Here is a 19,850-nt window from a genome sequence, read left to right on the forward strand (position 1 = left end):
TCGGCGCCTTGTTCTACTGTCGGCGCATGACTCCCTTTGACCGTCCGCCAATCGGCATGAATCTCGCGCGCACCTCCAAGCTGGTGGCGCAGGCCTTTGACGCCGCTTTGGTCGAGGCCGGCGGCACGCTGCCGGTGTGGCTGACCTTGCTTTCGGTCAAGTCGAGCGAGCTTGCCAACCAGCGCGAACTTGCCGGCATGATCGGCATCCAGGGCGCCACGCTCACCCACCATCTCAACGCCATGGAGGCGCAAGGCTTGCTGACGCGCCGCCGCGATCCGGACAACCGCCGGGTTCATCTGGTCGAGCTGACGCAGGCGGGCGAAACGATGTTCCTGAAGCTGCGGGCGGCGGCTCTCATCTTCGACAAGCGGCTGCGCGCGGGATTGCCGGACGACAGGCTGGCGGAGTTCGCCGAGGTGCTGGCGGCATTGCGGGCGAATGTCGCGCCGGCCAAATGACCGGCACCGGTGGGCAATAGTCTAGGCTAAATTGCCCTGAAGCACCTTCAGCTTGGCTTTCTTCGGGCTGCGCGCCAGCAGCCATTCGCGCGCTTTGTCCTGCGGCATCGGGAAGGCGATGGAATAGCCCTGCACCTGGTCGCAGCCGATTGCCAACAGCGAATCGAGCTCGGCTTCGGTTTCCGCGCCCTCGGCGACGATCGAAATGCCGAGACCGCGCGCCAGCTCGGTGATGGCGCGCACGATCTTGGTGTTGTCGCCATTCTCGTTGATGTTCTGGACGAAGCGGCGGTCGATCTTCAGCCGGTCGATCTCGTTGGGATTGACGTGGCTGAGCGAGGCATAGCCGGTGCCGAAATCGTCGAGCTCAAGATGGACGCCAGCAGCGCGGATGTGGCGCAGCTTCGCCGCGATGCCCGTCTTCTCGTCGTCGAGAATGACGGATTCGACGATTTCAAGCGACAGTTTCTGCGGCGCCAGGCCGGCCTTTTCCAGCGTCGCGAACAGGAAGCGGTCGAAGTCGGGTTCGCGCAGCTCGGTGCCGGACACGTTGACGGCGAGCCGGCCGAAGGCAATGCCGGCGCGATCCCATTCGGCTGCTTGCTCGATCGCCTTCGTAAAGACTATGCGGCCGATCTCGGGCATGAAGCCGCATTTTTCGGCGACCGGAATGAACTCGCCCGGCGCAATCATGCCGCGCTCGGCATGCTTCCAGCGCACCAGCGCCTCGATGCCGCTGATGGCGCCGTTGCTCAGCGACACCTGCGGCTGGAAATAGACCTGGAAGGCGTTCTCCGAAATGGCGACCTTGATGTCATGCTCGAGCTGCTTGCGGTAATCGAGTTCGCGCCTGAGTTCCTCGGAGAAGAACGAGAAGCTGCCGCCGCCGAGCTTCTTGGCGGAATAGAGCGCGAGGTCGGCGTGGACGAGCAGATCCTCGGCATTGTCGGCGTCGATGGGATAGACGGCAATGCCGGCGCTGGCCCCCGGAAGGATGGTCGTGCCCTGGAAGGTAATCGGCTCGTTGATCTCCTCCAGGATGCGACGGGCCAGCATGTTGATGTCCTCGGGGCCGCCGGCGCCATTGAGGATCATCACGAATTCGTCGCCGCCAAGGCGCGCGCACAGATCCGACGCGCGGCAGGAATCACGCATGCGCTGCGCGGTGACGACCAGAACATAGTCGCCTGCGGCGTGGCCGAGCGTGTCGTTGATCTGCTTGAACCGGTCGAGGTCGAGCTGGATCACCGCCAGCCTCTCACGCCGGCGATGCGCGCCCTTGATCAGCGTTTCGAAGTGATCGGTCAGGAAGGTGCGGTTGTGCAGGCCGGTCAGCCCGTCATGTACGGCGATGAAGGCCATCGAGTTGCGGGCATCGACAAGCTCATGGGTCTTGCGCAGGATCGCCTTCGACATTGGCCGGAAGATGAAAAGCGCCACCAGCACGATGACGCCGATGGTGGCGTAGAACAAGGTGCGGTGGAGATCGAGGAGCTTTTCCGACCGCTCGTCGGCGAATGCGGCGATGCGTTGGCCGAGCGCGGCATAACCCGACAGCGTCGCATTGGCGACGGAAGCATCGAGATTGACGCGCTCGCCGCCGCCCTTGTAGGCGGCATTGCCGGAGAGCTGGGATTCGAAGGACGAGATCAGCCTTTCGCCATTGGCGACCAGCCCGACCGAGAAATAGTCGAGGTGGAACGGCTTGCCGTAGAGCACGCTCTCGATCGACCTTGGGTCGGACAATGCCGGCGACAGCGGGTCGGCTCCCGTCTGTTTGAGGAGCAGGTCGTAGTTCGTCTCGAACTCGGCGGTCGCCTGTTTCAGCGCGGCAACCAGGGCCGGCTGCTTGTCACGCGCGGCGGAGCCGGTTGCGCTGGTCAAAAAGACGATGCGCTGCGACAGCGCCTTCTGGGTGCTGACGATGTCGAGCAGAGTATGGTTGTGCTGTTGCGCCGCCATCATCTGCTGCAGCAGGATGAAGGAAGCCATCACCATAGCCGCGATGATCAGCAGCGCCAGCCAATAGCCGCTCTTGATCAGCAGGATGAGTTTGCCCGAGACGGTTTGCGCCGGCTGCTGCGACATATTCTAGGTGACCCCTCGGTCGACGGATTTCTGCCACCGATTCGTGGCAAGAACACCATTGCCTTGAAAGGGTTAACAGGTTTGGAAGCCGGCGGAATAGTTGCTTCGGCAGTAAACGAAAGCTGCTGAAATGGTTATCATGTTCTTTCGCGGCACGGCCGTATTCGCGTGCCTGCTACTCCAGCATGCTGGCCATGCGATCGGGTCGCGCCAGGGTTGAGCCCGCCGTGCCACCGAAACGGTCGCTTTTGCGATGGATTTTTAGTGCGCGTAGCGCGACAGTCGCGCCATTCTCAACAGGACCTGATCATGAGCGCGGCATTCCTCTCCCATATCGACAATGAACTGCAAGGTCTGAAATCCGCCGGGCTCTACAAATCCGAGCGGGTGATCACCTCGACCCAGTCGGCTGAGATCGAGGTCGGCGGCGACAAGGTGCTGAATTTCTGCGCCAACAACTATCTCGGCCTCGCCGACAGCGCCGAATTGCGTAACGCAGCCAAAGGCGCGTTGGACCGCTACGGCTACGGCATGGCGTCGGTGCGCTTCATCTGCGGCACGCAGGAAGAGCACAAGCAGCTTGAATCAACGATTTCATCTTTCCTCGGCATGGACGACACCATCCTCTACGGCTCCTGCTTCGACGCCAATGGCGGCCTGTTCGAGACACTGCTCGGCGAGGAGGATGCGATCATCTCCGATGCGCTGAACCACGCCTCGATTATCGACGGCGTGCGACTGTCGAAGGCAAAACGCTTCCGCTACGCCAACAACGACATGGCTGATCTCGAAGCGCGGCTGAAGGAAGCGAAGGATTGCCGCTTCCGCCTGATCGCCACCGACGGCGTGTTCTCCATGGACGGCATCATCGCCAATCTGAAAGGCGTCTGCGACCTCGCGGAAAAATACGACGCCATGGTCATGGTCGATGACAGCCATGCCGTCGGCTTCGTCGGCAAAAACGGCCGCGGCTCGGCCGAGCATTGCGGCGTCGAGGGCAGGGTGGACATCATCACCGGCACGCTCGGCAAGGCGCTGGGCGGCGCGTCGGGCGGCTATACCTCGGGCAAAAGCCAGGTGGTCGACTGGCTGCGCCAGCGCTCGCGGCCCTATCTCTTCTCCAACACGCTGATGCCGGCGATCGCCGGCGCCTCGATCAAGGTTTTCGAGCTGATCCGAAATGGCGATGCGCTACGCGAGCGCCTCTATGCCAATGCGGCGCGGTTCAGGTCCGAGATGGGCAAGCTCGGCTTCACATTGGCCGGCGCCGATCACCCGATCATCCCGGTGATGCTGGGCGATGCCAGCCTGGCGCAGGAAATGGCGGCGCGCATGCTGAAGCGCGGCATCTATGTCATCGGTTTTTCGTTCCCGGTGGTGCCGAAAGGCCAGGCGCGCATCCGCACGCAGATGTCGGCGGCGCATTCCGCCGCCTAAATCGACCGCGCCGTGGCGGCATTCGCCGCAGTCGGCAAGGAACTGGGCGTGATTGGCTGAGAGTTTTACCCTCCCCCTTTGTGGGGAGGCGGGGTGGGGGTCTGCAGGGTCACGACCTCCGCCAGTTTTTGACCCCCACCCGGCCCTTCGGGCCACCCTCCCCACAAGGGGGAGGGTAAGGAGTTGTAGCATGTCGAACATGATGAAGGCGCTGGTGAAGGCCAAGGCCGAACCGGGCATCTGGATGGAAGAGGTACCGGTGCCGGAGATCGGCCCCAACGACGTGCTGATCAAGGTCAAGAAGACGGCGATCTGCGGCACCGACGTCCACATCTACAATTGGGACCAGTGGGCGCAGAAGACCGTGCCGGTGCCGATGGTGACCGGCCATGAATTCGTCGGCACGGTGGCCGATTTCGGCGCTGCGGTCACCGAATACAAGGTCGGCCAGCGTGTCTCCGGCGAAGGTCACATCGTCTGCGGCCATTGCCGCAATTGCCGCGCCGGCAGGGGGCATCTCTGCCGTAACACGCTCGGCGTCGGCGTCAACCGCCCCGGCGCCTTCGGCGAATATCTGGCGATCCCGCAGCACAATGTCGTGCCGATCCCCGACGATGTGCCCGACGAGATCGCCGCGATCTTCGATCCCCTGGGCAATGCCGTCCACACCGCTCTGTCCTTCGACCTGGTCGGTGAAGACGTTCTGGTCACCGGCGCCGGGCCGATCGGCATCATGGGCGCGCTCGTTGCCCAATGTGTGGGGGCGCGAAAAGTCGTCATCACCGACATCAACCCGGTGCGGCTGGCGCTGGCCAAAAAGCTCGGCGTCCAGCATGTCGTCGATGCCTCGAAGGAAAAACTGCGCGACGTTATGCCGGCGCTGGGCATGACCGAGGGTTTTGACGTCGGCCTCGAAATGTCGGGCGCCGCGCCCGCCTTTCGCGACATGATCGACACCATGAACAATGGCGGCAAGATCGCCATTCTGGGCATCGCGCCGACCGGCTTCGAAATCGACTGGAACAAGGTCATCTTCAAGATGCTGCACTTGAAGGGCATCTACGGCCGCGAAATGTTCGAGACCTGGTACAAGATGATCGCCCTGGTGCAGGGGCCGCTGGATGTGTCGGGTCTGATTACGCACCGCATTGGGATCGACGATTTCCAGACGGGGTTTGACGCGATGCGGAGCGGCAGTTCGGGCAAGGTGGTGATGGATTGGTGAGGCACGTGTGGGTGCAAGATGGCGGACAATGAGCACGGTCGTATCATTGCCTCGCAGGCAAAGCTCGTACTGAAGCCGGCCGGATTTCGACGCAAAGGGCAGTCCCGAATCTGGATCGCCGATCGCGGCTTCTGGCTAAGTGTAGTCGAGTTCCAGCCCAGTTCCTGGTCCAAGGGCACTTACCTTAACGTAGCAGTCCACTGGCTCTGGGGTTCGCTTCCGGAAACGATTACCTTCGATCGCGTTGAGCGCATTGGACAGTTCGTTCCGTTCGAGAGCCCGCCACAGTTTCTTCTCGCGGTTGATCAAATGGCCAAGAAGGTCGTCGAAATCGATCAGGTTCACCGATCGATGTTCCCTTCCGTCCAAACGACAGCGAAAATCCTCGTGAGTGAATTGCAGCCGGGCGCCTACGGCGAGTGGGCGGCCTTCCACGCCGGGGTGGCGGCTGGTTTGGCCGGTGATTTTGAAACGGCAAGGCGACTGTTTGAAAGCGCTCAAAGACACGCGGCTTCGCAAGCGCAGGCGCTTCTAGCCTACATTGATGATCCGGCGGCATTTCGAAGCCGTGTCAGAGGCTTCATTGAAGCCGAACGCGCCTATTACGGTCTAGGGGCGTTGCCTGCCGCATTCGCGATCTGATTTCAGCGACGGTCGAACTTATGGGAAGATCTCAACCCAAGGTGAGTTTTGCCTCCAGCGCCGCCACCCCATTCACAATCGCCGCCCGCTCTTCCGTACCAAGCCTCGCCAGCAACTGCCGTTCAAAGGCTTTCGCCAGCGGCACCATCTCGCGATAGGCGGCCAGTCCCGCCTTGGTCAGCGCCAAATGCTCCACACGCCGATCATTCTCGTCCGGCGTGCGCGTCAGCCAGCGCCGCCGCTCAAGCTCCGCCACCGCCCGCGAAACCTTGGTCTTGTGCATGGCCGACTGCTCGCCGAGCGCCGTCGCGGTCATCGTGCCGCGCTGTCCGAGCCCAGAGAGTGTGCGCCATTCCGGCCGCGTCAGACCGTGACGGTCGCGGTAGATTTTTGAAAATTCTCGGCTGACAGCGTCGGCCAGCCGGTAAAGCCGGTAGGGCAGGAAATTTTCGAGTTCGAGGGTTTCCACATGCGCACCGTGGATGCGGCATCAGCCGTTGATAGTTACATTTTCGATGGTTACAAATGAAACCAGTTTGGTCAACATCGCCGGCAGGCCGCGCTTCGCGGCGGTCGGGATCAGGGAGGATCGGATGGAATTTTCCTACATGCCGGGCTTCGGCAATGATTTTGAGACCGAAACGCTGCCCGGCTCGCTGCCGCAAGGGCGCAATTCCCCGCAGCGGCCGGCTTACGGACTTTATGCCGAGCAGCTCTCGGGCTCGCCCTTCACCGCCCCGCGCGGCACCAATGAGCGCTCCTGGCTCTACCGCATCCGGCCGAGCGTAAAAGACACCGGCCGCTTCAAGGCGGCGAGCTATCCCCTGTGGAAGACCGCTCCCAATGTCGGCGACCACGAGCTGGCGCTCGGCCAGTACCGCTGGAACCCGGTGCCGATGCCGAAGGAGCCGACCGATTTCATTCAAGGGATGCGCACCATCACCACCGCCGGCGACGTGCTGGGCCAAAGCGGCATGGCGGCGCATGTCTATGTCGCCAACCGCTCGATGGTCGACGACCATTTCTTCAACGCCGACGGCGAGTTGCTGATTGTCCCCCAGGTCGGTGCCTTGCGCTTTGTCACCGAGATGGGCGTCATCGAGCTTCGGCCCGGCGAGATCGCCGTGCTGCCGCGCGGTCTGGTGTTCAAGGTCGAGCTCGCCGACAAGGAAGTGCGCGGCTATGTCTGCGAGAATTACGGCGCCAAGCTGACGCTGCCCGACCGCGGCCCGATTGGCGCCAACTGCCTGGCCAACCCACGCGACTTCAAGACGCCCAGCGCCTGGTTCGAGGAGAAGGAGACGCCGTGCCGGCTGACGGTGAAATGGTGCGGCAATTTCAACGTCACCGAGATCGGCCATTCGCCGCTCGACGTCGTCGCCTGGCACGGCAACTATGCGCCCTACAAATATGATCTGGTGACGTTTTCGCCGGTCGGCGCCATCCTGTTCGACCATCCCGATCCGTCGATCTTCACCGTGCTGACGGCGCCGAGCGGCGAGGAGGGCACCGCCAATATCGACTTCGTCATCTTCCCGCCGCGCTGGCTGGTGGCGGAAGACACGTTCCGGCCGCCCTGGTACCACCGCAACATCATGAGCGAGTTCATGGGCCTGATCCATGGCCAGTACGACGCCAAGGAAGAAGGCTTCGTGCCCGGCGGCATCAGCCTGCACAATCTGATGCTGGCCCACGGCCCCGACGCACCTGGCTTCGAAAAGGCCTCGCGCTCCGAGCTGAAACCGGTCAAGCTCGACAACACGATGGCCTTCATGTTCGAGACCCGATTCCCGCAAATGCTGACCCGCTACGGCGCCGAGCTTGAAACAAGGCAGGACAATTACATTGACTGCTGGACCGACCTGAAGAAGCGCTTCAACGGCACGCCGGAGGGCGACTGGTCTTGAGATCAGCTCGATGAGCGACCGGCTGGTGCTTCTCGGCTCGAAAGGCGGCCCGGCATTGCGGTCGGGCGGGCCGTGGCCGAGTTCGTCGCTGCTGGAGCTTGGCGGGCGGACCATCGTCGTCGATTGCGGGCTGGGTGTCACGCGTGGCCTGGTCGATGCCGGCGTCAGCCTGAAGGCGCTCGACCTGATCTTCGTCACCCATCTGCATTCCGATCATGTGCTGGAACTGGGGGCGCTGCTCCACACCGCCTGGACCGCCGGTCTGGCCAATCCGGTGACGTTGTTCGGACCGCCCGGCACCGGGCATTACTGGCGGCGCTTCTGCCAGGCGATGGAGTTCGACATCGAGATCCGAATCGTCGACGAAGGCAGGCCGGACATCCGCGAACTGGTTTCGATCGTTGAATTCGGCGAAGGCCAGGTTTTCGCACAACGCGGCCTGAAGGTCTCGGCACTGCGCGTCGACCATCCACCGGTAACCGACTGTTTCGCGCTGCGGTTCGAGCAAGGCGGTAAAAGCGTCGTCTTCTCATCCGACACCGCCTTCTTCCCGCCGCTCGCCGGCTTCGCCAAAAATGCCGACATCCTCGTCCATGAAGCCATGCTGGACGAGGGCATCGAGAGGCTGGTCGCCAGGACCGGCAACGGGGCGCGGCTGAAGGAGCATCTGCTCGCCAGCCACTCATTTGCCGAGGAAGCCGGCCGCATCGCCACCGATGCCGGGGTGAAGAGGCTGGTGCTCAACCACCTTATTCCGGCCGATGATCCCGAGATCGGCGGGGCCGACTGGGAGGTTGCTGTCAGGAAATCGTGGGTAGGTGACTTGACGATTGCCCGCGACGGCTTTGTTGTGGGGCTGGAGGCAAAGACGTGACGGATGAACAACACTGGGAGGATCTGCGGGCATCCGAGGCGCGGTCCTCGGAAAGCCTTCGATTGCTTCTCGACGATGTTCAGGATTTGCAGTCTTTCATCGGGTTCATCGACGGTCTGAGGCGAGATAGCGAGGATGCGGACCGCAAAGAAGCGTTGAAACCGGCGGGACCCTATTCTTCAGGTTGGAATGGATGGGAAAACGGCTCGATCAGCGCCTTTCTCGAGCGGGCTGTCGCTTGGACTGAAGACAATCAGGGTGGCGATCCGGCATTCCTGGCTGATGAAAATCCTTGGAAGGCCGCTGCGAGAATTATCTACGCCGGCAAATATTACGAATAACCATTGGGAGGATGCATGAAGCTTGCCACATTGAAGGACGGGACGCGCGACGGAAAACTCGTCGTCGTCTCGCGCGACCTGACGCGCTTCACCGACGCCTCGTTCCTGGCGCGCACGCTGCAGGCCGCGCTCGACGACTGGCAACGGATTTCGCCGCATCTGGCGACCATCGCCGAATCGCTGGAGAACAATGCGGTGCCGTCGGCACGCTTCCATGAGCATGATGCCCATTCGCCGCTGCCACGCGCCTATCAATGGGCCGATGGTTCGGCCTACGTGAACCATGTCGAGCTGGTGCGCAAAGCCCGCGGCGCCGAGATGCCGGCAAGCTTCTGGACCGATCCGCTGATCTATCAGGGTGGCTCGGATTCCTTTATCGCGCCGCGCGAGCCGATCCGCGCGGCGGACGAAGCCTTCGGCATCGACATGGAGGCGGAGGTCGCCGTCGTCGTCGACGATGTGCCGATGGGCGCCAGCCTCGACCAGGCGCGCGCTGCGATCCGGCTGGTCATGCTGGTCAATGATGTGACGCTGCGCGCGCTCACCGGACCCGAACTCGCCAAGGGGTTTGGCTTCTTCCAGTCGAAGCCGTCCTCGGCTTTTTCGCCGGTGGCGGTGACGCCGGACGAACTCGGCGACGCCTGGGATGGCGGCAAGGTCAACCTGCCTCTGCTCGCCGACGTCAACGGCAAGCCGTTCGGCCGTGCCAATGCCGGCGTCGACATGACCTTCGACTTCCCGGCGCTGATTGCCCATGCCGCAAAGACACGGCCGCTGGTTGCCGGCACCATCATCGGCTCCGGCACCGTCTCCAACAAGCTGGATGGCGGGCCGGGCAAACCGGTGGCGGCCGGCGGCGCCGGCTATTCCTGCATCGCTGAACTGCGCATGATCGAGACCATTGAGTCTGGCGAGCCCAAGACGCCGTTCCTGCGCTTTGGCGATACGGTGCGTATCGAGATGAAGAATAAAAGCGGAAACTCGATCTTCGGCGCCATCGAGCAGAAGGTCGAGAAGTCCCAGGCATAAGAGGGGGCAATAGTGACGGGAGAGGCGTTCTACCTGCTGGCCGGCGTCTGGGCGCTGGCCATTCTGGTGGTCTTCATCCAGGCGATCCGGCTGAGCTACCGAATCGAGGCGCGCTCGCCCGATCTGACCAACCGCAGTGGCTACCCGCGCAAGGCGATGATGTTCCACACCATCACCAACACCAATGTGGCGCGGGACGAGGAGACGCAGGCGATGCGGCGGCGCATGAACCGGCTGCTGCTGATCGTTGTCGCCGGCTTCGCGGTGATGGCGGCTGGCATTGGCCTGATCAGACGAATGAACGCGTGACCCTGCTCGAGCATTTCAGCCGCATGGCCGGCAACAATCTCTGGTCGAACGACCGGCTCTATCGGGCCGTGCTGCAGCTAAAGCCCGGCGAATTCGAAGCCGAACGCACCAGCTTCTTCCCGTCGATCAAGGCAACGCTCAACCACATCCTCGCGGTCGATCATCTCTATCTCGATTTCCTTGAGGAGGGCGGCGTCGGCGCGGCCGCCCATGACGATTACGTGCCGTTCGATGACCCGCAGGCGCTGTTTGCCGCTCAGGTCGCGGCCGACTGGCGCCTGATCGCCTTTTGCGAGAAGCTGTCGGAAGCGGATGTCGACCGTCAGGTCATCACCGACCGGCGCGAGGACGGCATGATCCGCGAAAAGATCGGCGACATTCTCGCCCATGTCTTCCTGCACGACATCCATCATCGCGGCCAGGTGCACGCGATGCTCTCGGGCAGCTCGGTCGCGCCGCCGCAGCTGGACGAGTTTTTGCTCGATTATGATTTGAAGGTGAGGAAAGAAGAGGTCGAGCGGTTGGGCCTCTGACCTTTATCTGGTGTACTCGTTCCATTCAGGGCCGAGTTTGTCGAAATCGTCTGAAATCCAAATCTTCCCCTTCAGGGCACCTATGCGCGACAACAAGTCTTCTCGAACTGGTGGCACGAGCCGCGCCGCGATCTTGCCGTGACGAGTGATGACTATCTCCTCGCCGGCTTCCGCGCGGCCGACGAGTTCCGATAGTTGGCCTTTGCTTCGGTTATGGAGACGTTCACGGCTTGACCCTTTTGATCGAAACTTAGATCAAGGCCGATCGAGCCGCAAACGGGGGTTCACGCCGCCTTGCCATCGACCTTGATTACGCCGCGCTTGATCTGGTCCTGCTCGATCGACTCGAACAGCGCGCGGAAATTGCCTTCGCCAAAACCTTCGTCGCCCTTCCTCTGGATGAATTCGAAGAAGATCGGGCCGATCACGGTTTTGGAGAATATCTGCAGCAGGATCTTGGTCATGCCGCCGTCGACCACGCCTTCGCCGTCGATCAGGATGCCGTGCTTCTTCATCCGCTCGATCGGCTCGTCATGCCCGTTCACCCTGTTGTACGACATGTCGTAGTAGGTCTCCGGCGGACCGGGCATGAACTTCAGCCCGTTGTCGGCAAGCTTGTCGGTGGCGGCGTAGATGTCGTCGGTGCCGACGGCGATATGCTGGATGCCTTCGCCATTGTACTTCTTCAGGTATTCGGCGATCTGGCTGGTGTCGTCCTTGGATTCATTTAGCGGAATGCGGATCTTGCCGCAGGGCGAGGTGATGGCGCGGCTGACCAGGCCGGTGATCTTGCCGTCGATGTCGAAGAAATGGATCTGCTTGAAGCCGAACAGCTCGCGATAAAAGTCCCACCATTTGTCCATCTGGCCGCGATAGACATTGTGGGTGAGGTGGTCGAGGAAATAGAAGCCGACGCCTTGCGGCCGCGGGTCGCGTTCGCCCAGCCACTCGAACTCGGCATCATAGGCCGAGCCCTTCTTGCCATAGGCTTCGATGAAATAGAGCAGTGAGCCGCCAATGCCGACAATGGCCGGCACGTCGAGCGCCTTGTCGTTGCCGTCGTAGGGCGTGGCGCCTTTCGATACCGCATGCTCGAACGCATGCTTTGCATCGACCACGCGCCAGGCCATCGAGGCGGCGCAGGGGCCGTGCTTGTCGACGAATTTCATCGCATGCGAACCCGGCTCGGCATTGACGACATAGTTGATGTCGCCCTGGCGCCAGACGGTGATGTCCTTCGTGCGGTGCTTGGCCACCGCGACATAGCCCATGCGGGTGAACAGCTCGGAGAGCTTCTGCGGCTCCGCGTGCGCGAACTCGACGAACTCGAAACCGTCGGTGCCGGCGGGGTTTTCCTTGCTGATCTTTGCGGGCGGGGCGTCGTGCGGGAAGGGACCCATGGCATTCCTCCAAACGGATGGTGGCCGCATCGGACCACGAGATGACGCATGATAGTGCGAAGCGACCGCACGGTGCTTGCATTCAAACGCTTGAAATGATCATCTCGTGCGTAATTCATGCATGATTGGAGATGAATCGATGAATGAAGCGCGCATCGATCAATTTGACCGCAAGATAATGGCTCTCTTGCAGGGCGACGCACGGCTCACCAACAACGATCTCTCGGAGCGCGTGAACCTGTCGGCATCGCAATGCTCACGCCGCCGCCAGCGGCTGGAGGAAGACGGCTACATCAAGGGCTATCGCGCCGTGCTCGACCGCGACAAGCTCGGCTTCTCGCTGGTCAATGTCATCTCGGTGACATTGGCCACCCACAACCGCGACAATGCGCGGCGCTTCGGCGAATTGCTGGCGCGGCTGCCGGAAGTGCAGGAGGCGCACGCGCTGACCGGTGAGATGGACTACATCTTGAAAGTGGTGACCCCCGATCTGAAATCGCTGTCGGAATTCGTCAACGGCGTGCTGTTGCCGCACGACTCCGTGCAGCATGTAAAGACCGCGATCGTGCTGGAGACGCTGAAGGAGACCGGGGCGCTGCCGATCTAGTTTGAGAGAGTTTCAGTTGATACGTCGGCGGGACAGCACCCCCCCTCTGGGCTGCCGGCCATCTCCCCCGCAAGGAGGGAGATCAGCAGCTTGTCGACAGCGCTCATCCTGCAACGTCGGCGATTGGCGAAAAGCGAAGGCGACATCCGATCTCCCCCCTTGCGGGGGAGATGTCCGGCAGGACAGAGGGGGGTGTGAGGGATCGCCAGCGCCTCAGATGCTCACCCCTTGGACTGCTGAATCAGCCCGTAGAGATTGGTGCAGCGCGCGCCGGAGCGGCAATAGGCAAACACCGGGCCTTCGAGCGCGTCGAGCGCTTTGGCCTGATCTTCGACATTCTCGGCCGTGATCTGGCCGCTGATTACCGGGATGTAGCGGAAGGCCAGCCCCGCGGCTTCGACCGCCGCCTTGACGCTGTCGGCCGAAGGCTGGTCGGGCTGCTCGTCATCCGGCCGGTTGCAGATCACGCTCTTGAAACCGGCTTCCTTGATGGCGGCGGCATCTTCGGGCTGGATCTGGCCCGAGACCGAATAGTCCTCGCTGATTTCGCGATATTCCATGGCTCTCATCCTCGCAATCTGGTTTCGCGCGAAGTCTTGCCACTCTCACACGAGGTCGGCAATCCGCGCCGGAAAGAAATCCCTCGGCGCAGATAGACATTTGCGGCCCAAGATCCAACCCAGGCTCAAGAGGTTTCGCGCTGTTGGCCTTGCCCGGAGGCGGCAGCGACTCTAAACAGGCGCACCGACAAACGAAGGAACCATCCCATGAGCATTCGTCGCATCGATGTTGGCCCGCGCATGAGCCAGATCGTCATCCACGGCAACACCGTCTATCTCGCCGGCCAGGTCGGAACGCCCGGCGCCAGCGTTGGCGAACAGACCAGGTCGATCCTCGCATCTATCGACGAACTGCTGGCCAAGGCCGGCACCGACAAGACCAAGATCCTGCAGGCGATCATCTGGCTGGCCGATATGGGCACCTTCGCCGAGATGAACAAGGAATGGGACAAGTGGGTCCCGCAAGGCAACACGCCCGCCCGCGCCACGGGTGAGGCCAAGCTTGCAGGGCCGGAATACACTGTCGAGATTATCGTTACGGCGGCGATTTAAAGTGCAGCCTTCTACCTCCCCCTTGTGGGGAGGTCGGACCGAAGGTCCGGGCGGGGGGCTGGCGCCGACCCCCACCCCGCTGCTTCGCAGCGACCCTCCCCACAAGGGGGAGGGTAAAGGAGCTACCCCTGCGAAGGCCTGAACCGCGCCACCAGCGTGTGGCTCTCCGCGGCATAAGTGAACCTCACCTGCGTCACCGGGTGCTCCGCGCTCCAGGTCCGGCGTTCGACCACCAGGCACGGTGCGCCGGTTGCGACGTCGAGGGCTTCGGCAATATGCCTGTCGGCCGCCACCGCGCGGATGCGGTGCTCGGCCTCACTCCATGGCACGCGGCCGATCAGCCAAGGGCCGGGGGCGATGTCGAGAAACTCCTCCTCGGCGGCTTCCGCGACGGCGGCGAGATTGATCAGCCGCTGTTCGTGCGCGAATGGCCGCTTGCCGGCGAAATGCCGGCATTCAAGCGCCAGCACCTGTCCGGCTGCGTCCAGTTCCAGCAAGGCGCGATCCTCGGCGCTGCTGCGCCTTTTCTGCCGCGCCAAGCGCTCGTAACGATAAGCCAGGCCAAGCGACTCAACCTCGATCCTGATGTCGTGGATTTCCAGCACCGCGGCCTGCGACTGCGGCTGGCGGACAAAGCTGCCCGAACGGCGACGGCGCTCTATCAGCCCGGCCTTGGCCAGTTGCGACAGCGCCTTGTTCACTGTCATGCGCGAGCAATTGTATTCGGCCGTCAACTCGTGCTCGAACGGGATGCGGTGACCCGGCGCCCAGGCGCCGGACATTATTTTCTCGCTGATGTCGGACAGGATGCGCTGGTGCAGCGAACCGCCGCCTTCCACAGCCGCTGTCTCTGATATGCTCATGCCGAAAGCGCCGTCATCACATGGCGAAAGCGCTCGGCGATCGTCTCACGCGCTGCATGCCGGCCGCCGCTGACCTGTTTTTTTCCGTGCACCCAGACGCAATCGACCTTGCCGCCATTGGCAAAGATCCAGGCGTCGAGGATCGCATCGCCACTTTTTCCGGCCAGCGAAGGATGGTTTTCGTCGAGGGAGACGAAATCAGCCGCGGCGCCGGCGGCGATCCGCGACGGGCCGGCGCCGAGTGCGGTGCTGCCGCCATCGAGGGCGGCGTCGAACAGAGCCCGCCCGGTCGAGCCGCCGGTCACCGCCAGCACATTGCGGGCGCGGTGTGCGAGGCGCTGCGAATATTCGAGCTGGCGCAATTCATCCGGCAGGCCGATCAGCACGTTGGAATCCGAGCCGACGCCGAAGCGGCCGCCATGTTCGATGAACAGAGGTGCTGAAAAGGTGCCGTCGCCGAGATTGGCCTCGGTGATCGGGCAAAGCCCGGCAATGGCGCCGCTTCTGGCCATGCCGGTTGTCTCAGCCTCGGTCATGTGGGTGGCGTGGATCAGGCACCAACGCTTGTCGATCCCGGCATTGGCGAGCAGCCATTCGACCGGTCGCGCACCCGACCACGCCAGGCAATCCTCGACCTCCTTCGCCTGCTCGGCGACGTGGATGTGGATCGGTCCGTCCGGCGCAATGGCGGCAACAGCGCTGAGTTCCTCCGGCGTCGCGGCGCGCAGGCTGTGCGGGGCGACGCCGACGACAGCCTGATTCAACGCACGAACCGATTCGCGGCTTTTCTCAAGCAAGCGTTCGAACCGATTCACATCGTTGATGAATCGCCGCTGGCCTTCGTTGGGCGCAGCGCCGCCGAAGGAGGAATGGGCATAAAACACCGGCAGCAGCGTCAGGCCGATCCCGGTTTCGCCGGCGGCCGCGGCAATACGTTCGGCCATCTCGGCAAGGTTGGCATAGGGTTTTCCGTCGCGATCGTGGTGGAGATAATGAAATTCGCCGACGCGCGAGAATCCGGCCTCCAGCATTTCGACATAAAGCTGGGCGGCGACCGCCTCGACCTGGTCCGGCGTCATCGACAGCGCGAAGCGGTACATCACCTCGCGCCAGCTCCAGAAGCTGTCGGCGGAGGGACCGCGCAGTTCGGCAAGCCCGGCCATGCCGCGCTGGAAGGCGTGGCTGTGCAGGTTCGGCATGCCGGGGACCAGAATGGCGTGGCGTTCGTCACCGCTCTGCGGCGACGTGTCGACTTCGACGGTTGCGATGCGACCGTCCGTGACGACGATCCGCACCTTGTCATGCCAGCCATCGGTCAGCAGCGCCTGTTCCGCAAAGATCGCCGTCACGTTTTTCTCCGAATTCCATAAACAATGCACTTGCAGCGCGTTTCAATATGTATATACATAATCGCCATCCAAGCAACGGAAAAAGATGATGGCGGCACAAGACAAAAGCCGGGCAGGGGGCCTTCAGCTTTGGCGTGATGCGCGCCTGGCAACCATGGCCGAAGGCGTTGCCGGACTTGGCATCGTCGAAAAGGGCGCGATCGTCTCCCGTGACGGCATCATCGTCTATGCCGGCCCGGAAGCCGACATGCCGTCAGCGTTGGCTCAGGGCGGCGAGACTACCGATTGCGAAGGCCGCTGGATCACGCCCGGCCTGATCGACTGCCACACCCATCTCGTCCATGCCGGCAACCGTGCCAACGAGTTCGAGATGCGGCTGGCCGGCGCCACCTATGAAGAAGTCGCCCGTGCCGGCGGCGGCATCGTCTCCTCGGTCAAATCCCTGCGTGCCGCGAGCGAAGACGCACTGGTTGCGCAGACGCTGCCACGCCTCGATGCGCTGATGGCCGAGGGCGTCACCACGGTAGAGGTAAAGTCGGGTTACGGGCTCGATCTCGAACATGAACAGAAGTCGCTTCGCGCCGCGCGGCAGCTGGACAAGCAACGCCCGGTCACGGTCCGCACCACCTTCCTCGGCGCGCATGCGCTGCCGCCGGAAGCAAAAGGCGACAAGGACGCTTTTGTCGATCTCGTCGCCAACACCATCCTCCCCGGAATCGCCGCCGAGGGCCTGGCTGACGCCGTCGACGGCTTTTGCGAGGGCATTGCCTTTTCGCCGGAACAGATTGCCCGCGTCTTCGACAAGGCCAAGGCGCTTGGCCTGCCGGTCAAACTCCATGCCGACCAGTTGTCCAACCTGCATGGCGCCGAACTCGCCGCCCGCTATGGCGCGCTGTCGGCCGACCATCTCGAATACACCGACGAGGCCGGCGCCGCAGCGATGGCCAAGGCCGGCACCGTGGCGACCATCCTGCCCGGCGCCTACTATTTCATCCGCGAAACCAGGAAGCCGCCGGTCGGCCTGTTCCGCCAGCACGGCGTCAAGATGGCGGTCGCCACCGACAACAATCCCGGGACGTCGCCGCTGACCTCGCTGCTTCTGACCATGAACATGGCCGCCACCCTGTTTGGCCTGACCGTCGAGGAGTGCCTGGCCGGCACCACTCGCGAGGCTGCCCGTGCGCTTGGGCTGCTTGGCAAGACCGGCACGCTTGAGGCAGGAAAATCCGCCGACCTGGCGATCTGGGACATCGAGCGTCCGGCCGAACTCGTCTACCGCATGGGCTTCAACCCGCTCCATGCCCGCATCTGGAGAGGACAATGACCGAACTTAACCTGAAGCCCGGAAATGCGACGCTGGCCGACTGGCGCGCTATCTATCGTGGCGCCATGCCGAAGCTCGACGCCTCCTGCCGGCCAAAAATCAAGGCCAGCGCCGAGGCAGTCGCCCGCATCGTCGCCAAGGGTGAGCCGGTCTACGGCATCAACACCGGCTTCGGCAAACTGGCCAGCGTCCGCATTCCGGCCGAGGATCTAGAGACCCTGCAACGCAACATCGTTTTGTCGCATGCCGCCGGCGTCGGCGAGCCGATGCCGGTCGCCGTGGTTCGGTTGATGATGGCGCTGAAGCTGGCCAGCCTGGCGCAGGGCGCGTCGGGCGTGCGGCCGCAAACCATCGAATTGCTGGAAGCGATGCTGGCCAACGACGTCATCCCCGTCGTGCCGGCGCAGGGCTCGGTCGGCGCCTCCGGCGATCTCGCGCCGCTGTCGCACATGACGGAGGTGATGATCGGCGTCGGCGAATGCTTTACACCGCATGGCCGCTTCCCGGCCAAGGTCGCTTTCATCTCGCACGGCCTGGAGCCCGTGACGCTCGGCGCCAAGGAAGGTCTGGCGCTGCTCAACGGCACGCAGTTTTCCACCGCCTACGCGCTGGCCGCTCTGTTCGAGGCCGAAGTGCTGTATCAGTCGGCGCTGGTCGCCGGGGCGCTGTCGACCGACGCTGCCAAGGGCTCCGATGCACCCTTCGATCCGCGCATCCATCTCCTCAGAAAACACCCGGGCCAGATCGAGACGGCGGCAGCGCTGCGCAATCTGATGGCCGGCAGCGCTATCCGTGAATCGCATCGCGTCGGCGATGAGCGCGTGCAGGATCCGTACTGCCTGCGCTGCCAGCCGCAGGTGATGGGTGCGGCGCTCAGCGTGCTGCGCCAGGCCGCCGATACGCTCGGCACCGAGGGCAACGGCGTCACCGACAATCCGCTGATCTTCGCCGAGGACGATACTGCGCTTTCAGGCGGCAATTTCCACGCCGAGCCGGTGGCTTTCGCCGCCGACATGATCGCGCTCGCCGTCTGCGAGATCGGCTCGCTGTCGGAACGCCGCATCGCCATGCTGGTGGACCCGGCGCTGTCCGGCATGCCGGCCTTCCTGACGCCGAAGCCCGGCCTGAACTCCGGCTTCATGATCCCGCAGGTGACGGCGGCGGCGCTCGTCTCTGAGAACAAGCAGAAGGCCTATCCGGCAAGTGTCGATTCCATCCCGACCTCGGCCAACCAGGAAGACCATGTCTCGATGGCCGCACATGGCGCGCGCCGGCTGATCGGCATGGTCGAGAATGCGACAGCCGTCATCGGCATCGAACTCCTGGCCGCCGCGCAGGGCTGCGATTTCCATGCGCCGCTGGCGTCGAGTGCAGCTCTGGAAGCGGTTCGCAAGCTGGTCCGCGCCGAGGTGCCGCATCTCGACAATGACAGGCATTTCCACCCTGACATGGAAAAAGCCATCGCCATGGTGCGCAGCGGCGCTGCCATCAAGGCTGCGAGCGCGGTGACATTGCCTTCGATCTCGGGAGTCTGACATGACCGACTGGCTGACAGTGACGGAAGGCACAGCACCCCTGTTGGTGTCCATCCCGCACACGGGTATCGATCTCGCCGGCATCGACAATCGGCTGGTCTCGCCCTGGCTCGGCCGCCGCGATTGCGACTGGTGGATCGACAATCTCTACGATTTTGCCGCCGGCCTTGGCGCGACTGTCGTGCACACGTCGATCTCGCGCACCGTCATCGACGTCAACCGCGATCCTTCCGGCGCCTCGCTCTATCCCGGGCAGACGACAACGACGCTATGCCCGACCGAGACCTTCGACGGCGATCCGCTGTATTTGCCCGGCGCGGAACCGACGCCGTCGGAGATCGATCAACGCCGCATAGCGTATTTCGTGCCCTACCATGAAATGCTGGCGGCTCAGTCCGTCAGGCTGCGCGGCCTGCATGAGAAGGTCGTCATTTACGATTGCCACTCGATCCGGTCGGTGCTGCCGCGCCTGTTCTACGGCACGCTGCCGGTGTTCAATCTCGGCACCAATGACGGCCAGACCGCGGATCCTACGCTGCAGGCGCTGGTTGGCCAGATCATGGCCGAGAGCGGTGAAAGCAATGTCATCAACGGCCGTTTCAAGGGTGGCTGGATCACCCGCTATTTCGGCAATCCGCAAGGCGGCTACCATGCGCTGCAGATGGAACTTGCCGATCGCGGCTATTTGCGCGAGCCCGAGGGCAAGGGCGAACCGGACAATTGGCCGGTGCCTTATGATGCCGAGTTCGCCGCGCCGATGCGCGCCACACTGACGAAAATCCTCCAATCCGCCATTGACTGGGCCGGGCGCTGA

The 19,850-nt window shown here is 63.0% G+C and carries 21 protein-coding genes and 1 pseudogene; 15 read left to right on the forward strand and 7 right to left on the reverse strand.

The genetic code is table 11. The annotated features are described in order from the left end of the window. The first annotated feature begins 56 nt into the window (after positions 1 to 56). Complete coding sequence (locus NKI32_RS17225) at positions 57 to 461, forward strand: MarR family winged helix-turn-helix transcriptional regulator (protein WP_023672921.1); 405 nt, start codon at positions 57 to 59, stop codon at positions 459 to 461. Between the two features lie 21 nt (positions 462 to 482). Here the strand turns inward: NKI32_RS17225 and NKI32_RS17230 are convergent, their stop codons facing one another. After that, positions 483 to 2,549 (reverse strand): putative bifunctional diguanylate cyclase/phosphodiesterase, encoded by a 2,067-nt coding sequence (locus tag NKI32_RS17230; protein WP_353003047.1) that lies wholly within the window; start codon positions 2,547 to 2,549, stop codon positions 483 to 485. Positions 2,550 to 2,858: 309 nt separating this feature from the next. Between NKI32_RS17230 and NKI32_RS17235 the strand changes: the two genes are divergently transcribed. The 3 genes from NKI32_RS17235 (at position 2,859) to NKI32_RS17245 (ending at position 5,853) form a co-directional block, all read left to right on the forward strand. Beyond that, the gene (locus NKI32_RS17235; protein WP_353003048.1) at positions 2,859 to 3,986 is read left to right on the forward strand and encodes a glycine C-acetyltransferase; all 1,128 of its coding nucleotides are present in this window, start codon (positions 2,859 to 2,861) and stop codon (positions 3,984 to 3,986) included. A 190-nt stretch (positions 3,987 to 4,176) separates the two neighbouring features. Then, positions 4,177 to 5,211: an L-threonine 3-dehydrogenase gene (tdh, locus tag NKI32_RS17240; RefSeq protein WP_023672918.1), complete on the forward strand. Its 1,035-nt coding sequence runs from the start codon at positions 4,177 to 4,179 to the stop codon at positions 5,209 to 5,211. Positions 5,212 to 5,229: 18 nt separating this feature from the next. Continuing rightward, positions 5,230 to 5,853 carry a DUF4304 domain-containing protein gene (locus tag NKI32_RS17245; protein ID WP_352519327.1) on the forward strand — a complete coding sequence of 208 codons (624 nt, stop codon included), beginning with the start codon at positions 5,230 to 5,232 and terminating at the stop codon, positions 5,851 to 5,853. Between the two features lie 31 nt (positions 5,854 to 5,884). On the opposite strand, the gene NKI32_RS17250 is transcribed toward NKI32_RS17245, so the two are convergent. Further along, the gene (locus tag NKI32_RS17250) at positions 5,885 to 6,322 is read right to left on the reverse strand and encodes a MarR family winged helix-turn-helix transcriptional regulator (protein WP_023724852.1); all 438 of its coding nucleotides are present in this window, start codon (positions 6,320 to 6,322) and stop codon (positions 5,885 to 5,887) included. Between the two features lie 124 nt (positions 6,323 to 6,446). Here NKI32_RS17250 and hmgA point away from each other — a divergent pair, with 124 nt between their 5' ends. Genes hmgA through NKI32_RS17280 form a run of 6 tightly spaced genes read left to right on the forward strand, consistent with a single transcriptional unit; the run spans position 6,447 to position 10,846 of the window. Further along, positions 6,447 to 7,760 (forward strand): homogentisate 1,2-dioxygenase, encoded by a 1,314-nt coding sequence (gene hmgA, locus NKI32_RS17255; protein ID WP_353003049.1) that lies wholly within the window; start codon positions 6,447 to 6,449, stop codon positions 7,758 to 7,760. A 10-nt stretch (positions 7,761 to 7,770) separates the two neighbouring features. Further along, positions 7,771 to 8,634: an MBL fold metallo-hydrolase gene (locus tag NKI32_RS17260; RefSeq protein ID WP_023711620.1), complete on the forward strand. Its 864-nt coding sequence runs from the start codon at positions 7,771 to 7,773 to the stop codon at positions 8,632 to 8,634. Next, a complete protein-coding gene (locus NKI32_RS17265; protein ID WP_023713593.1) occupies positions 8,631 to 8,975 on the forward strand; it encodes a DUF7660 family protein in 345 nt (114 codons plus the stop codon). The genes NKI32_RS17260 and NKI32_RS17265 overlap by 4 nt, the downstream gene beginning before the upstream one ends. A gap of 15 nt (positions 8,976 to 8,990) precedes the next feature. Next, a complete protein-coding gene (locus NKI32_RS17270; RefSeq protein ID WP_023711618.1) occupies positions 8,991 to 10,004 on the forward strand; it encodes a fumarylacetoacetate hydrolase family protein in 1,014 nt (337 codons plus the stop codon). Positions 10,005 to 10,016: 12 nt separating this feature from the next. Beyond that, on the forward strand, positions 10,017 to 10,313 hold the full coding sequence (locus NKI32_RS17275) for a hypothetical protein (RefSeq protein ID WP_023694415.1): 297 nt from the start codon (positions 10,017 to 10,019) through the stop codon (positions 10,311 to 10,313). Beyond that, positions 10,310 to 10,846 (forward strand): DinB family protein, encoded by a 537-nt coding sequence (locus tag NKI32_RS17280; protein WP_023711617.1) that lies wholly within the window; start codon positions 10,310 to 10,312, stop codon positions 10,844 to 10,846. Before NKI32_RS17275 ends, NKI32_RS17280 begins: the two co-directional genes overlap by 4 nt. 3 nt (positions 10,847 to 10,849) lie before the next feature. Here NKI32_RS17280 and NKI32_RS17285 read toward each other — a convergent pair. Further along, positions 10,850 to 11,008, reverse strand: a pseudogene (locus NKI32_RS17285) (type II toxin-antitoxin system Phd/YefM family antitoxin); the annotation flags it as partial. Between the two features lie 122 nt (positions 11,009 to 11,130). Beyond that, positions 11,131 to 12,246, reverse strand: coding sequence for a 4-hydroxyphenylpyruvate dioxygenase (gene hppD / locus NKI32_RS17290; RefSeq protein ID WP_353003050.1), 1,116 nt, complete (start codon positions 12,244 to 12,246; stop codon positions 11,131 to 11,133). Between the two features lie 139 nt (positions 12,247 to 12,385). On the opposite strand from hppD, the gene NKI32_RS17295 reads away from it, so the two are divergent. Continuing rightward, positions 12,386 to 12,853 carry an Lrp/AsnC family transcriptional regulator gene (locus tag NKI32_RS17295; RefSeq protein WP_023698021.1) on the forward strand — a complete coding sequence of 156 codons (468 nt, stop codon included), beginning with the start codon at positions 12,386 to 12,388 and terminating at the stop codon, positions 12,851 to 12,853. A 221-nt stretch (positions 12,854 to 13,074) separates the two neighbouring features. Here NKI32_RS17295 and NKI32_RS17300 read toward each other — a convergent pair whose 3' ends face one another. Continuing rightward, positions 13,075 to 13,413, reverse strand: coding sequence for a protein tyrosine phosphatase family protein (locus NKI32_RS17300; protein ID WP_023689629.1), 339 nt, complete (start codon positions 13,411 to 13,413; stop codon positions 13,075 to 13,077). Positions 13,414 to 13,620: 207 nt separating this feature from the next. On the opposite strand from NKI32_RS17300, the gene NKI32_RS17305 reads away from it, so the two are divergent. After that, a complete protein-coding gene (locus NKI32_RS17305) occupies positions 13,621 to 13,965 on the forward strand; it encodes a RidA family protein (RefSeq protein ID WP_023672906.1) in 345 nt (114 codons plus the stop codon). 122 nt (positions 13,966 to 14,087) lie between these two features. On the opposite strand, the gene hutC is transcribed toward NKI32_RS17305, so the two are convergent. Next, positions 14,088 to 14,828: a histidine utilization transcriptional repressor HutC gene (hutC, locus tag NKI32_RS17310; protein ID WP_023698022.1), complete on the reverse strand. Its 741-nt coding sequence runs from the start codon at positions 14,826 to 14,828 to the stop codon at positions 14,088 to 14,090. Further along, positions 14,825 to 16,177, reverse strand: a complete 1,353-nt coding sequence (locus NKI32_RS17315; RefSeq protein WP_353003051.1) for a formimidoylglutamate deiminase — start codon at positions 16,175 to 16,177, stop codon at positions 14,825 to 14,827. Before NKI32_RS17315 ends, hutC begins: the two co-directional genes overlap by 4 nt. 88 nt (positions 16,178 to 16,265) lie before the next feature. Here NKI32_RS17315 and hutI point away from each other — a divergent pair, with 88 nt between their 5' ends. The 3 genes from hutI to hutG are packed head-to-tail and all read left to right on the forward strand — an operon-like array spanning position 16,266 to position 19,850. Beyond that, positions 16,266 to 17,501, forward strand: a complete 1,236-nt coding sequence (gene hutI / locus NKI32_RS17320) for an imidazolonepropionase (RefSeq protein ID WP_023831553.1) — start codon at positions 16,266 to 16,268, stop codon at positions 17,499 to 17,501. Then, the gene (gene hutH / locus NKI32_RS17325) at positions 17,498 to 19,036 is read left to right on the forward strand and encodes a histidine ammonia-lyase (RefSeq protein ID WP_353003052.1); all 1,539 of its coding nucleotides are present in this window, start codon (positions 17,498 to 17,500) and stop codon (positions 19,034 to 19,036) included. Before hutI ends, hutH begins: the two co-directional genes overlap by 4 nt. A gap of 1 nt (position 19,037) precedes the next feature. Then, entirely contained in the window at positions 19,038 to 19,850 is an 813-nt protein-coding gene (gene hutG / locus NKI32_RS17330) for an N-formylglutamate deformylase (protein WP_023689634.1), read from the forward strand.

This window comes from Mesorhizobium sp. M0761 (assembly GCF_040320205.1).
In the GTDB taxonomy this organism is placed as follows: Bacteria; Pseudomonadota; Alphaproteobacteria; order Rhizobiales; family Rhizobiaceae; genus Mesorhizobium.

Excerpts from the sequence above, each read along its gene's own strand:
- hmgA (WP_353003049.1), top strand. The coding sequence starts at position 6,447 with ATGGAATTTTCCTACATGCCGGGCTTCGGCAATGATTTTGAGACCGAA.
- NKI32_RS17235 (WP_353003048.1), top strand. The coding sequence starts at position 2,859 with ATGAGCGCGGCATTCCTCTCCCATATCGACAATGAACTGCAAGGTCTG.
- NKI32_RS17260 (WP_023711620.1), top strand. The coding sequence starts at position 7,771 with ATGAGCGACCGGCTGGTGCTTCTCGGCTCGAAAGGCGGCCCGGCATTG.
- hutI (WP_023831553.1), top strand. The coding sequence starts at position 16,266 with ATGGCGGCACAAGACAAAAGCCGGGCAGGGGGCCTTCAGCTTTGGCGT.
- hutH (WP_353003052.1), top strand. The coding sequence starts at position 17,498 with ATGACCGAACTTAACCTGAAGCCCGGAAATGCGACGCTGGCCGACTGG.
- NKI32_RS17270 (WP_023711618.1), top strand. The coding sequence starts at position 8,991 with ATGAAGCTTGCCACATTGAAGGACGGGACGCGCGACGGAAAACTCGTC.
- NKI32_RS17295 (WP_023698021.1), top strand. The coding sequence starts at position 12,386 with ATGAATGAAGCGCGCATCGATCAATTTGACCGCAAGATAATGGCTCTC.
- hutC (WP_023698022.1), bottom strand. The coding sequence starts at position 14,828 with ATGAGCATATCAGAGACAGCGGCTGTGGAAGGCGGCGGTTCGCTGCAC.
- NKI32_RS17245 (WP_352519327.1), top strand. The coding sequence starts at position 5,230 with ATGGCGGACAATGAGCACGGTCGTATCATTGCCTCGCAGGCAAAGCTC.
- NKI32_RS17300 (WP_023689629.1), bottom strand. The coding sequence starts at position 13,413 with ATGGAATATCGCGAAATCAGCGAGGACTATTCGGTCTCGGGCCAGATC.
- tdh (WP_023672918.1), top strand. The coding sequence starts at position 4,177 with ATGTCGAACATGATGAAGGCGCTGGTGAAGGCCAAGGCCGAACCGGGC.
- NKI32_RS17230 (WP_353003047.1), bottom strand. The coding sequence starts at position 2,549 with ATGTCGCAGCAGCCGGCGCAAACCGTCTCGGGCAAACTCATCCTGCTG.
- NKI32_RS17225 (WP_023672921.1), top strand. The coding sequence starts at position 57 with ATGAATCTCGCGCGCACCTCCAAGCTGGTGGCGCAGGCCTTTGACGCC.
- hutG (WP_023689634.1), top strand. The coding sequence starts at position 19,038 with ATGACCGACTGGCTGACAGTGACGGAAGGCACAGCACCCCTGTTGGTG.
- hppD (WP_353003050.1), bottom strand. The coding sequence starts at position 12,246 with ATGGGTCCCTTCCCGCACGACGCCCCGCCCGCAAAGATCAGCAAGGAA.
- NKI32_RS17305 (WP_023672906.1), top strand. The coding sequence starts at position 13,621 with ATGAGCATTCGTCGCATCGATGTTGGCCCGCGCATGAGCCAGATCGTC.